The sequence below is a fragment of the Gordonia araii NBRC 100433 genome (assembly GCF_000241265.1).
Lineage (GTDB): Bacteria > Actinomycetota > Actinomycetes > Mycobacteriales > Mycobacteriaceae > Gordonia > Gordonia araii.
Genome location: NZ_BAEE01000061.1, coordinates 133,663 through 146,466, shown reverse-complemented (window position 1 = coordinate 146,466; position 12,804 = coordinate 133,663). Strand labels below are relative to the sequence as shown.

General features: G+C 68.3%; 12 protein-coding genes. 3 read left to right on the top strand and 9 right to left on the bottom strand.

What is annotated here, in order from left to right:
* Window positions 1–53: 53 nt before the first annotated feature.
* Window positions 54–884: an alpha/beta fold hydrolase gene (locus tag GOARA_RS12655; RefSeq protein WP_007322786.1), complete on the bottom strand. Its 831-nt coding sequence runs from the start codon at window positions 882–884 to the stop codon at window positions 54–56.
* Entirely contained in the window at window positions 881–1,666 is a 786-nt protein-coding gene (locus GOARA_RS12650) for a fumarylacetoacetate hydrolase family protein (RefSeq protein ID WP_007322785.1), read from the bottom strand. Before GOARA_RS12650 ends, GOARA_RS12655 begins: the two co-directional genes overlap by 4 nt.
* A 114-nt stretch (window positions 1,667–1,780) precedes the next feature.
* On the opposite strand from GOARA_RS12650, the gene GOARA_RS12645 reads away from it, so the two are divergent.
* Both GOARA_RS12645 and GOARA_RS12640 read left to right on the top strand, forming a co-directional pair.
* Window positions 1,781–2,977: an MFS transporter gene (locus GOARA_RS12645; RefSeq protein ID WP_007322784.1), complete on the top strand. Its 1,197-nt coding sequence runs from the start codon at window positions 1,781–1,783 to the stop codon at window positions 2,975–2,977.
* 120 nt (window positions 2,978–3,097) lie between these two features.
* Window positions 3,098–4,027 carry a hypothetical protein gene (locus tag GOARA_RS12640; protein ID WP_007322783.1) on the top strand — a complete coding sequence of 310 codons (930 nt, stop codon included), beginning with the start codon at window positions 3,098–3,100 and terminating at the stop codon, window positions 4,025–4,027.
* Between the two features lie 64 nt (window positions 4,028–4,091).
* Here GOARA_RS12640 and GOARA_RS12635 read toward each other — a convergent pair whose 3' ends face one another.
* The 4 genes from GOARA_RS12635 to serA form a co-directional block, all read right to left on the bottom strand.
* Window positions 4,092–5,072 (bottom strand): DUF1648 domain-containing protein, encoded by a 981-nt coding sequence (locus GOARA_RS12635; protein WP_007322782.1) that lies wholly within the window; start codon window positions 5,070–5,072, stop codon window positions 4,092–4,094.
* Complete coding sequence (locus GOARA_RS12630) at window positions 5,069–5,422, bottom strand: GntR family transcriptional regulator (protein WP_007322781.1); 354 nt, start codon at window positions 5,420–5,422, stop codon at window positions 5,069–5,071. The genes GOARA_RS12635 and GOARA_RS12630 overlap by 4 nt, the downstream gene beginning before the upstream one ends.
* Before the next feature lie 114 nt (window positions 5,423–5,536).
* Window positions 5,537–6,547 carry a 3-isopropylmalate dehydrogenase gene (locus GOARA_RS12625; protein ID WP_007322780.1) on the bottom strand — a complete coding sequence of 337 codons (1,011 nt, stop codon included), beginning with the start codon at window positions 6,545–6,547 and terminating at the stop codon, window positions 5,537–5,539.
* Entirely contained in the window at window positions 6,544–8,139 is a 1,596-nt protein-coding gene (serA, locus tag GOARA_RS12620; protein WP_007322779.1) for a phosphoglycerate dehydrogenase, read from the bottom strand. Before serA ends, GOARA_RS12625 begins: the two co-directional genes overlap by 4 nt.
* Before the next feature lie 318 nt (window positions 8,140–8,457).
* On the opposite strand from serA, the gene GOARA_RS12615 reads away from it, so the two are divergent.
* Window positions 8,458–9,117, top strand: coding sequence for a chymotrypsin family serine protease (locus GOARA_RS12615; protein ID WP_040523074.1), 660 nt, complete (start codon window positions 8,458–8,460; stop codon window positions 9,115–9,117).
* Window positions 9,118–9,204: 87 nt separating this feature from the next.
* Here GOARA_RS12615 and ilvC read toward each other — a convergent pair whose 3' ends face one another.
* The 3 genes from ilvC to GOARA_RS12600 all read right to left on the bottom strand — a co-directional run bounded on the left by ilvC (window position 9,205) and on the right by GOARA_RS12600 (window position 12,753).
* The gene (gene ilvC, locus GOARA_RS12610; RefSeq protein ID WP_170265498.1) at window positions 9,205–10,206 is read right to left on the bottom strand and encodes a ketol-acid reductoisomerase; all 1,002 of its coding nucleotides are present in this window, start codon (window positions 10,204–10,206) and stop codon (window positions 9,205–9,207) included.
* 88 nt (window positions 10,207–10,294) lie between these two features.
* Window positions 10,295–10,798: an acetolactate synthase small subunit gene (gene ilvN / locus GOARA_RS12605; protein WP_007322776.1), complete on the bottom strand. Its 504-nt coding sequence runs from the start codon at window positions 10,796–10,798 to the stop codon at window positions 10,295–10,297.
* Window positions 10,795–12,753: an acetolactate synthase large subunit gene (locus GOARA_RS12600; RefSeq protein WP_007322775.1), complete on the bottom strand. Its 1,959-nt coding sequence runs from the start codon at window positions 12,751–12,753 to the stop codon at window positions 10,795–10,797. The genes ilvN and GOARA_RS12600 overlap by 4 nt, the downstream gene beginning before the upstream one ends.
* Window positions 12,754–12,804: the final 51 nt, after the last annotated feature.

The following is a 12,804-nucleotide window of genomic DNA, read 5'->3' as shown; positions in this document are numbered from 1 at the left end:
GTCAACCGTAGCGAATGCCCGCGCGGCGGCGCGCAGCGGTTGCGCGGCGACCGTCAGTGCTTGGCGAGGAACTCCAGCAGGAGCTCGTTGACGCGGGCCGGCTGCTCCAGATAGCCGAAATGGCCGGCCTTCTCGACGACGGCGTACTCGGCGCCGGGGATCGCTTCGGCTACTTCGCGGGCCAGGAACTCCGGCAACGTCCGATCGTCGGCGAATCCGACGACCAGCGCCGGCCGGGTGATGGCCCGGTAGGCGTCGAGCCGGTTGGGTTCGCCCTCGTGCACCCCCAGCTGTGCGCGTACTCCGGGGGTAACGCGCTGCGGCGAGAACTTGATGATGTCGAGCCAGTCGCGGGCGGCCCGGTCGTCGGCGAGGGTGTGCGGGGACAGGTTGAGATGGGCGGTCACCGCGGCCGCGTAATCCGGCGGCAACTCGATGCCCTGGTCGTAGAGGGCCCGCTCCCCCGCGCCGAATGCCGCGACGAGCGGCGTCGACCGGCCGTACGTGGCGAGCATGGCCGCGGACCGGACGAGGTCGGGGCGCGATAGTGCGAGTTCCTGGGTGATCCGCGCGCCCAGCGAGGTCCCGACGACATGGGCCGGCCTGTCGCCGAGGTACTCGATGAGGGCGGCCGTGTCGGCGACCATGTCGTCGAGGCTGAAGCCTTCCGCACACTCCGACGACGGGGCGATCCCCCGGTTGTCGAAGGTGACAACCCGATAGCCGGCGCCGACGAGAGCCGGTGCCTGATTCGCCTTCCACACGCGTCCCGGGCTGCCGGTGCCCATCACCATCACGACGAGGTCGCCGGCACCGCCGGAATCCTCGTAGGCGAGGGTGATCCCGTTGAACTCGACCAGCGTCGCCGCGGCGGGTCCGGTCATTTGTCGACCACGGGGTTGGTCAGCGTGCCCAGGCCTTCGACGGTGACCGAAACACGGTCGCCGGCGACCATCGGGCCAACGCCCTCCGGGGTCCCGGTGAGTATCACGTCGCCGGGCAGCAGCGTCATCACCCGCGAAACCCACTCGACGATCTCGCCGACGCTGTGCAGCATCAGCGACGTCCGCGACTCCTGTTTCACCGCGGTCTGCCCGTCGGCTCCGGTCAGCTCGGTGCGGATCTGCACGTCGGACGGGTCGAAGTCGGTGTCGATCCACGGACCCAGCGGGCAGAACGTGTCATACGACTTCGCCCGCGTCCACTGCCCGTCGATCTTCTGCTGATCGCGCGCGGTCACGTCGTTGGCCACGGTGTAGCCGAGGATCGCGCCGCGCGCGTCGGCCGCGGAGACATCCCGGCACGGCCGGCCGATGACGATGGCCAGCTCGCCCTCGTAATCCACCTGCTGCGACGACGGGGGGCGCACGATGGGCACCTCGGGACCGACGATCGCGGTGTTCGGCTTGAGGAAGATGACCGGGTCGGCGGGCGCCGGGCCGCCCATCTCGGCCGCGTGGGCGGCGTAGTTCTTGCCGACGCAGATGACCTTGGTCGCGAGAATCGGCGCGAGCACGCGCACATCGGCGAGTGGCCATTGTCGTCCGGTGAACGTCGGAGTTCCGAACGGATGCTCGGCGATCTCTCGCGCGATCTCATTGCCCTGCTGGCCTTCGACGGCCGCGAATGCCACACCGTCGCGGGTGGCTACTCGTCCTAAACGCATGATCTTCAGCCTATCCCACCGGTCGGGAGCCCGATTGACGACCCACTCCGATGTGGTTCTACACTATGAAACCGAACGTCTCATTCTATGGGACGCATTTGTGGAAGGAGTGCCGTGCAGCAGCCCGTACCGGCCTCGTCGTCCATCACCGATGCCCGACGATGGACGATCCTCGCCACCTCCCTGCTTGCCGCGATGGCCACGACCTGTCTGGCCAGTGGCGTCGCCTTCCTCATCCCGCGGCTGCATCGCGACGGCATGAGTCTGCCGGCCGCATCGATCTTGGCGGCAGCGCCGATGGTGGGCATGGTCGCCACGACCGTGCTGTGGGGCTGGGCACTCGACCGGATCGGTGAGCGACGCATCCTGCTGATCTCGCTCTCCTTGACGGTCGTGGCGACGGTGGCGACCACCGTCGCCGCGGCGGCACAGGCACCCGCGTGGGGGTTGTGGCTGGGCCTGTTCGCCGGCGGCGCGGTCGCCGCATCGACCAACGGCGCCAGCGGCCGCATCGTCGTCGGGTGGTTCCCGGCCCAGCAGCGCGGCACGGCGATGGGCATCCGCCAGATGGCGCAGCCGCTCGGCGTCGGCGTCACCGGGCTGACCGTGCCCGTTCTGGCGCACCGCTACGGCGTGACGGCGGGCTTCGCGGTGTTCGCCGTGGTGGCGGTACTGGCCCTGGCGGCCACCGCGCTGTGGATCACCGACCCCGACCGCACGGGGTCGACGGCCGACGGTAACGGCGAGAACCCTTATCGCCGCGGCGGATTCCTGGTGCGGGTGCACGCGGTTAGCGTCCTGCTGGTGGTGCCGCAGATCGCCCTGTGGACCTTCGTGCCCGCCTGGCTGATCATCGCGCGCGGATGGCCGCCGTTCCAGGCGGGCGCAGTCGTGACGGCGACGCAGGTCCTCGCGGCGCTGGGGCGTATCGCGGCCGGCCGGTGGTCGGATGCGTGGGGTTCGCGGATGCGGCCCATCCGCGTCATCGCCGCGGCGGCTGCTTTGCTCATGGCGGCCCTGGCGGCGACCGATGCGATCGGTAGTCCCCTGGCCGTGCTGATCATGGTCGGCGCCTCGATCGTCGTCGTCGCCGACAACGGGCTGGCGTTCACGGCGATCGCCGAATACGCCGGCCCGGCGTGGAGCGGGCGCGGGCTGGGTATCCAGAACACCGCCCAGTACGTCGTGAGCGCGGCCGCGGTGCCGATCATCGCCGCGGTGATCGACGGCCACGGTTACGCGTGGGCCTACGCCCTGTGCGCCGTCGCGCCGCTGATCGCGCTCGCCCTGGTCCCCCGCGATCCCCGCTAACCAGCATCGTTTCGCCAATCCCACTTCGATCGATACTGGATCGACGAAACCATGCGGGTTCGCCGCGCGGCTCCGGAGTCTATGGGGAACCACTCAGGGCGCTAAGACGTCTAATGCCACATGACCCGATTTCCCCTGGACGACTACGGACTGGTCCGGCGCGGCAATGCGCTCGCGGCCGACCATTGCGACGATGAACTCTCTGCGGCCGTGCGGTCGGGCCGTCTCCTCCGCTTGACGCCCGGCGTCTACGTGGAAGGCAGTGACGACTTCGACGGCCCGCGCGGCGCCGAACAACTGTTTCGCCTCCGTTCGATCGCGGTCGCAACGTCCTCGACGCCGCAGCGGTATCCGCTCAGCCACACGTCCGCGGCAGTCGTCCACGGTCTTCCCCTCCTCCACCCGTCGTTGCGTCATGTGCATGTCACCACCGGTGAGAAGCGTGGCGGCGGGATTCGCTCCGGTCGACACCTGCACCCGGCCGCGCTCGGCTCCGGCGACGTCGTCGAGATCGATGGCGTACGCGTGACCTCACTTGAGCGCACGGCGGCCGACGTCGCGACGATGGGAGATTTCTCGCAGGCCCTCACGGTGTTCGACGGCGCGTTGCGGGCAGGTGGTCGCCGGGAGCCGATCGCCGCTGCACTCGCCACCCCGCGCCCGGGGATCCGGCCCGCACGACGAGCGCTGGCCGTTGCCGATCCGGCGTCGGAAAGCGTTGGGGAATCCTGGAGTCGCGCACAGATCATCGACGCCGGGCTTCCCGCGCCGGTCCTGCAACGCGAAGTGCGGGGCCTCAGCGGGCGGACGTACCGGTGCGATTTCGGATGGGACGATATGCTGGTCGGCGAGTTCGACGGACTCATGAAGTACGGGCGCCTCCGCCGCCCCGACGAGGACGCTGCCGATGCCGTGATCCGAGAGAAGAAGCGCGAGGACGATCTGCGGTCGATGGGATTCATCGTGATCCGCTGGACCTGGACAACACTTCGAAGCGGTGACCTGATTCCGATGCTCACAACCTGGCTCAGTCGCCACGGCGTGATCTGACCATCATCGTTTCGCCGATCCCGCTTCGATCGAAGCAGGACTGACGAAACGATGGTGGTAGGACTCAGCGCGCGGCACAGACCGCGTTCACCAGACCGGCCGCCGTCTCGGCGTCGTCGACGACCACGACCTCGCCGCCGCCCGCCCGTTTGACGAGAAGCAGCGCTTGGCCGGACCGCAACACGAATCCCTTGGTCCCGGCGAGCCGTCCACGCACGCCGACCCGGTAGCCGAAGCCGCCGTAGTCGCGCAACGCGTTGACCTCGACGACTTCGGCGTGGTCGATCTCGTCCAGGCCGATGACGATGCGCGGCCAGCCGACGGCCGATCGGATCGACACCTCCTGTCTGCTGACCGTGACGCGGACCGACCACATCACCGCGGCGACGAGGAGCGTGATGCCGGCGGCGAGCAGCAACGCCCAGGTGCCGGTCACCCAGCCGACGACGACCAGCGGCAGGACCGCCACTGCGGCGAGCGCCGCCGTCGGCGACGACGAGGAGGCCCGACGAGTCCAGACGAACCGCTCGCCGTCGCGGAGATCGGCTACGGGACGGTCGCCGTCGTTGCCGATCGGCGGCTCGGTCCACCGCGGCACCAGACGCGCGGCCAGCGCCCCCAACGCCACTCCCGCTGCTATGGCGATCAGGATCGACCACGGCCACAGGCTCGCGCCCTCGGCCGTTGCCAGCCCGCGCTGCCCGTGGGCGACGAGAACGATCAGCGCGACGACTCCGGCGGTCAGCCCCGAACTCACCCCGATCAGCCACTGCGCGGTCGTCCGGGGAATGTCGGACAACAGCAGGCCGATGCCGACGGCGGCGCAGACCGCCCCGACGATGAGCGGTTGCCAGACCACCCAGCGCAGCGACGTGAATCCGTCGGGACCGGACGAGCCGAAGTGGGTGGCCATCGGGTCCGGCAACGTGGCGGTCCAACTCCACAACACCGCACTGCCGACGGCCCCTATCGCCAGACATACGACCAGCAATCCGGCGATCAGCCGCTTCCGGGGCATCTCCTCGGTGGTACGTGCTGCGCTCATTGCGCACTCCTCTCTCTGATGCTGGCGACCAGCGAATCCATGCTCAGACCGAGACGTCTCGCCACCTCGATGGCGCGGTCGACCGCGTCGGTCAGCTCTGCCTTCCGGTCCGCGTTGTCGGCGATCACCGCGCCACGGCCGCGTCGCAATTCGATGAGCCCCTCGTCGCGCAGAATCTGGTACGCGCGCAGAACCGTGTGCATGTTGATGTCGAGGGAAGCGGCGACCTCCCGCGCGGTCGGCAGTCGATCGCCCGGAGACACCTCTCCGCGCGCGACGGCTCCGCGCACCGATGCCGCCACCTGTTCGTACAGGGCGGCCCGGTCGGACGGATCGATTCGAATCAACACGTACTAATCATATAGTTCTATCTCAATTAGAACAATATGTCCGGTCTCCAGCACGGTTTCGCCCATCCCCCGTCCATCGAGGAGGAATGGGCGAAACCGTGTGGGTTCGGTGGTTTAGACGCGCGCGAGGATGCGCTCGCCGACCTCGACCGTGCTGATCGGTCCATCGCCGCGCTCGGCCACGTCGGCCGCAACGGCCTTCTCGATGCGCTCGGCGTCCTCGTCGCGGCCCAGGTGGCGCAGCAGCAGCGCCACCGAGAGGATCGCCGCCGTCGGATCGGCTTTGCTCTGACCGGCGATGTCGGGCGCACTGCCGTGCACCGGCTCGAACATGGACGGGTTGGCCCTGGTCGCGTCGATGTTGCCCGACGCGGCCAAGCCGATTCCGCCGGTGACCGCGGCCGCCAGGTCGGTGATGATGTCGCCGAACAGATTGTCGGTGACGATCACGTCGAACCGGCCGGGGTCGGTGACCAGGTAGATGGTCGCGGCGTCGACGTGGCAGTAGTCGGTCGTCACGTCGGGGAACTCCGCGCCGACGTCGTCGACGGTCCGCTGCCACATGGAGCCGGCGAACGTCAGGACGTTGGTCTTGTGCACCAGCGTCAAGTGCTTGCGACGTGCCTGGGCGCGGGCGAAGGCGTCGCGCACGACGCGCTCGATGCCGAAGCGGGTGTTGACGCTGACCTCGGTGGCGACCTCCTGCGGGGTGCCGACGCGGATCGCGCCGCCGTTGCCCGTGTACGGCCCTTCGGTGCCTTCGCGCACGACGACGAAGTCGATCTCGGGGTTCCCGGCCAGCGGGGACGGGACGCCAGCGAAGAGCACCGACGGCCGCAGGTTCACGTGGTGGTCCATCGCGAACCGCAGTTTCAGCAGGAAGCCGCGCTCAAGCACGCCGGACGGCACGCTCGGGTCACCGATCGCCCCGAGCAGGATCGCGTCGTGTTCGCGCAGCGACGCCAGGTCGGCGTCGGTCAGCAGCTCCCCGGTCGCGTGGTAGCGCCGCGCACCGAAGTCGTACTCGGTCGTGCTCAGCTGCGGCTCGAGCTTCTGCAGGACGCGCAGCGCCTGTGCGGTGACCTCGGGACCGATCCCGTCGCCGGGGATGACGGCGAGCTTCACGACAGGTCCACCTGCTTGGCGAGGCTGGCCTGGACCGAGTCGCCGATCTGGGCGAGCAGCTCGTCGGGAATCACCCGGTCGGTGCGGAGCATGACCGTGGCACCCTCACCGCTGGCATCCTGCGACAGCGCCGCGGCCTGGATGTCGATGCCCTCGGAGCCCAGCGCGGTGGCGATCTTGCCCAGCGAACCGGGCTTGTCGGCGTAGCTGAGGACCAGGTTGTTGCCCTCGGCGCGCAGATCGAAGTTCCGGCCGTTGATGTTGACGATCTTCTCGACCTCGCGCGGACCCGACAGGGTGCCAGCGACGTTGTGGGACGAACCGTCCGGGAAGACCGCCTTCACGTCGACGACGCTGCGGTGGTTCGGGCTCTCCGATGCGCGGGTGACCTCGCTGGCCACGCCTCGGGCCTGCGCGACGCTCGGGGCGTTCACGAAGGTGACCGGCTCGTCGGTGGTCGCCGAGAACACGCCGCGCAACGCGGACAGACCCAGCACGTCGACGTTCTTCGCGGCCAGCTCGCCGCGAACGTCGATCGTGACCGACGCCGGCACGTCGGCACTGATCGCTCCCACCATGACGCCGAGCTTGCGGGCCAGCTCCAGCCAGGGCGCGACCTCGTCGTCGACCGCGCCGCCGGTGATGTTCACCGCGTCGGGGACGAAGTGGCCGGCCAGCGCGAGTCGCACACTCTTGGCGACGTCGGTACCCGCGCGATCCTGGGCCTCGGCGGTCGACGCGCCCAGGTGCGGGGTGACCACGACCTGATCCAGTTCGAACAGCGGCGAATCCGTGCACGGCTCGGTGTCGAAGACGTCGAGGCCGGCGCCGCGCACCTGACCGGAGACGATCGCGTCGGCTAGCGCCTGCTCGTCGATCAGGCCGCCGCGGGCCGCGTTGACGATGACGACGCCCTTGCGGGTCTTGGCCAGCTGCTCGGCGCCGATCAGACCGGCGGTCTCAGGCGTCTTCGGCAGGTGGACGGTGATGAAGTCCGCGCGCTCCAGCAGCTCGTCGAGCGTGACCAGCTCGATGCCCAGCTGTGCGGCGCGAGCTGCCGACACGTACGGGTCGTAGGCGATGACGTTGGTCTCGAACGCGGCGAGACGGGCCGCGACCAGCTGACCGATCCGGCCGAGGCCGACGACGCCGACGGTCTTGTCGAACAGTTCCACGCCGGAGAACGACGAACGCTTCCACGTGTGCTCTTTGAGGGTCGCATCCGCCGCGGGAACCTGGCGCGCGGTGGCCATCAGCAGCGCGATCGCGTGCTCGGCGGCGGAGTGGATGTTTGACGTCGGAGCGTTGACCACCATGACACCCCGCTCGGTGGCGGCGTTGATGTCGACGTTGTCCAGGCCGACACCGGCGCGGCCGACGATCTTCAGATTCGGCGCGGCGGCGAGGACCTCGGCGTCGACGGTGGTGGCCGAACGCACCAACAGCGCATCGGCGTCGGCGACGGCCTCCAGCAGCTTGGGCCGGTCGGGTCCGTCGACCCACCGCACCTCGACGTCGTCGCCGAGTGCTTCGACGGTCGAGGGCGCCAACTTGTCGGCGATAAGGACAACTGGACGGCCAGCTGCGGTCACGTGTGTCTCCTGACGATTCGCGGAAATCATGGGGAATCCGGGCAGGTCGCGCCGGGTACAACTGCAGAGTTTAGTGGCCGCCCGCCGACCGCTTGCAGCCGCCCGGTGCTGCACCGATAGGATGTGAGCACGCACACGCTACGTGCGCAAATGTGAATCAAGTCGAGATATGACGCCCGCGCACTCGGAGGATCTCCGAATCTGTCCGTAACCAGCTACTTCTCAGTAATCCTGGGTAGGGTGGGCATGTTCACGCCCGGACGGGGGGTACTCGGTAGGGCCGAGACCGTCTCAGAGAACCAACGAACTGGAGTTTTAATGACACGGAAGTTGACCGCAATCGTAGCGGTCCTGGCCGCGCTCACCCTGGGCGGATGGGGTTCGGGCGCTGCCAACGCCGCGCCGGCGACCCCGCTGGGTGCCGGCTCGGGGATCTTGGTTCTCAAGGGTGGAAACTCGGCGGCGGCGTGCACGCTGACCGCCATCGGCCGTTCGCGCAACGGCAACCGCCTGATCGGCATCACCGCCGGTCACTGCGGGGTCTCCGGGCAGCGCGTGTTCGCCGAGAAGTTCCAGAACCGCGGCCAGGTCGGCACGATCACCTACTCGACCACCGACCTGGACATGGCCATCATCGAGTTCAACCGGAGCGTCGCGCCGCTGCGCAGCGTCCGGGGCATCACCATCCGGAGCATCGATCCGCGCCCGGTCGGCTTCCCGACGATCATGTGCAAGCAGGGCCGCACCACCGGTCACACCTGCGGCGTGGTCTGGGCGTCCGACGGCAAGGCGCACTTCTCGCAGATGTGCGTCATCGAAGGCGACTCCGGAGCCCCGGTCACGGTTGGATCGCGCCTCGTCGGCATGGTCAACGCGTACTACTTCACCGCGTGCATCGGACCGGAAACCGGAACAAACATCGGCCCGATCATGAAGCGCATCTCGCGTACCCAGTACGGCGGCTTCCGCCTGATCTGATCCGCAAACGCTGCAGAAAGGGACAAACCCTGCACCGAATCGGTGCAGGGTTTGTCCCTTTCTGCGGGGTTTACCCCCTTGCGAGTCCTATGCGGTCTCGGTGATCGGCCGGTCGACCCAGCTCATCAGGTCGCGCAGCTTCTGGCCGGTGACCTCGATCGGGTGCTCGGCGTTCTCCTTGCGCAGCGCTTCGAGCTCCTTGTTCCCGCCCTCGACGTTGGCGACCAGGCGCTTGACGAAGGACCCGTCCTGAATGTCGGCGAGGATGTCCTTCATGCGCTTCTTGGTGTCCGCGTCGATGACCCGCGGGCCCGAGAGGTAGCCACCGAACTCAGCGGTGTCGGACACCGAGTAGTTCATCCGCGCGATGCCGCCCTCGTACATGAGGTCGACGATCAGCTTCAGCTCGTGCAGGCACTCGAAGTACGCCATCTCCGGCGCGTAACCCGCCTCGATCAGCACCTCGAAACCGGTCTTCACCAGCTCCTCGGTGCCGCCGCACAGCACGGCCTGCTCGCCGAACAGGTCGGTCTCGGTCTCTTCCTTGAAATCGGTCTTGATGACGCCGGCGCGGGTGCCGCCGATGCCCTTCGCGTACGACAGCGCGAGCGCCTGGCCCTCGCCCTTCGGGTCCTGGTGCACGGCGATCAGCGCGGGCACGCCCTTGCCGTCGACGAACTGACGGCGCACGAGGTGGCCGGGGCCCTTCGGCGCGACCATGCCGACGGTAACGTTCGCCGGCGGCTTGATCAGGCCGAAGTGGATGTTGAGGCCGTGGCCGAAGAACAGCGCGTCGCCGTCCTTGAGGTTCGGCTCGATGTCATTGGTGAAGATCTGCGCCTGGCTGGTGTCGGGCGCGAGCAGCATGATGACGTCGGCCCATGCCGCCGCCTCGGCCGCGGTCATGACCTTGAGGCCCTGCTCCTCGGCTTTGGCGCGCGACGCCGAGCCCTCGCGCAGGCCGATGGCGACATCGACGCCCGAATCGCGCAGCGACAGCGAGTGCGCGTGCCCCTGGCTGCCGTAGCCGATCACCGCGACCTTGCGGCCCTGAATGATCGACAGGTCGGCGTCGTCGTCGTAGAACATCTCGACTGCCACAGTTGGTTCCCTTCAGATGTGGTGGCCGGCGGTGCCGGCCGGGTGGTTGTTATCGATTGTCTCAGGCGGTGTGAAACTACCGGTTGGTGGACATGCTTCGCGGTCCGCGGCCCAGGGTGACGGCACCGGACTGGGCGATCTCGCGGATCCCGTACGGGTCGAGCATCCGCAGCAGCGCGTCCAGCTTCTCGTTGGTGCCGGTGGCCTCGACCGTCAACGACTCGGGCGCGACGTCGATGATGTGCGCCCGGAACAGGTTGACGATCTCGAGCACCTCGCCGCGCTGGGTCGCGTCGGCGCGGACCTTGACCATGACCAGCTCACGGCTGACCGAATGAGCCGGGTCCTGCTCGACGATCTTGATCACGTTGATCAGCTTGTTGAGCTGCTTGGTGACCTGCTCGAGCGGAAAGTCCTCGACCTCCACCATGATCGTCATGCGCGACATGCCCTTGATCTCGGTCGGTCCCACCGCCAGCGAGGCGATGTTGAACCCGCGGCGGGAGAACAGACCGGACACGCGGGCCAGCACACCGGGGCGGTCCTCGACCAGGACCGAGAGTGTATGCGTCGTGGTCACTTCTTCTCCCCTGCCTTGTCGGCGGCTTCGCGCTCGCCGGCTTCCTCGCCGAGCACCATCGCCTCGTGGATGACGGCCGGCTCGGAGGCCGCTTCGTCGTCGTCGAACAGCGGCCGGATGTTGTGGGCTGCCATGATCTCGTCGTTGCCCGTCCCGGCCGCGACCATCGGCCACACCTGGGCGTCGGCGCCGACGATGAAGTCGATCAGCACCGGTCGATCGTTGATCTCGCGGGCCTTCTTGATCGCCTCGGCGACCTCGTCTTCCTTCTCGACGCGCATCGCGACGCAGCCGAGCGCCTCGGCCAGCTTCACGAAGTCCGGGATGCGGCGCGAATGCGTCGCCAGGTCGGTGCTGGAGTAGCGCTCCTCGTAGAAAAGCGTCTGCCACTGGCGCACCATGCCCAGGTTGCCGTTGTTGATCAGCGCCACCTTGATGGGGATCCCCTCGATCGCGCAGGTGGCCAGCTCCTGATTCGTCATCTGGAAGCAGCCGTCGCCGTCGATGGCCCACACTTCGAGGTCGGGATCGGCCATCTTGGCGCCCATCGCGGCGGGAATCGAATACCCCATCGTGCCGAGGCCGCCCGAGTTCAGCCAGGTGCGCGGGTTCTCGTACGAGATGAACTGAGCCGCCCACATCTGGTGCTGGCCGACACCGGCCACGTAGACGGCATCGGGGCCGGCCGCTTTGCCGAGTGCTTCGATGACGAACTCCGGCGACAGCGAACCGTCGGACTGCTTGTCGTAGCTGAGCGGGAACGTCTCGCGCAGCCCGTCCAGGTAGGCCCACCAGGCGGTCATGTCGGGGAGCTTGCCGCCGGTCGCCAGCTCGGCCTTCAGCGCCTCGATGAGGTCGGCGATGACGGCCTGGCAGTCGCCGACGATGGGCACGTCGGCATGGCGGTTCTTGCCGATCTCGGCGGGATCGATGTCGGCGTGGATGACCTTGGCCCCGGGGGCGAAGGAGTCCAGCTGGCCGGTGACACGGTCGTCGAAGCGGGCGCCGAGCGTGATCAGCAGGTCGCTGCGCTGCAGGCCGGCGACCGCCGACACCTTGCCGTGCATGCCGGGCATGCCGACGTGCTGACGATGACTGTCGGGGAAGGCGCCGCGCGCCATCAGCGTGGTGACGACGGGGATGCCGGTCAACTCGGCCAGCTCCATCAGCTGCGGTGCGGCATTCGCCTTGATGACGCCGCCGCCGACGTAGAGCACCGGCGACTTCGACGCCAGGATCATGCGCGCTGCCTCGCGGACCTGCTTGCCGTGCGGCTTGGTCACCGGGCGGTAGCCGGGCAGATCCATCTGCGGCGGCCACGAGAACGTGGTCTGCGCCTGCAGGATGTCCTTGGGGATGTCGACGAGCACCGCGCCGGGTCGCCCGCTCTCGGCGAGGTAGAAGGCCTCGGCCATCACCTTCGGGATGTCGGCGGCGTTGCTCACCAGGAAGTTGTGCTTGGTGATCGGCATGGTGATGCCGGAGATGTCGGCCTCCTGGAAGGCGTCGGTGCCGATGAGCGCGCGCCCGACCTGGCCGGTGATCGCCACGACGGGAACCGAGTCCATCTGCGCGTCGGCCAGCGGGGTGACGAGGTTGGTGGCACCGGGGCCCGACGTCGCCATCATGACGCCGGCACGACCGGCGACCTGTGCGTAACCGGTGGCCGCGTGCCCGGCCCCCTGCTCGTGGCGGACCAGGACGTGGCGGACCTTCTGCGAATCGAGCAGCGGGTCGTAGGCGGGGAGGATCGCGCCGCCCGGAATGCCGAAGACCACGTCGACGCTCAGTTCCTCGAGCGAGCGGACTACCGACTGGGCGCCGCTGACGCGTTCGGGTGCCACGGTGTGCGAGTGGGAGGTTCGCAAAGTGCCGCCGGCCGGTGACTTCGTCCGCAGCGTTTCAAACGTCTGCGCGGAGTCGGTGCCGATGGCGTCTGCTGTCGGAGCGCTCACGAGCGTGCTTCCTTCTTGGCTCGGTTCTTCATTGACGTGGTTGTCGAGGCA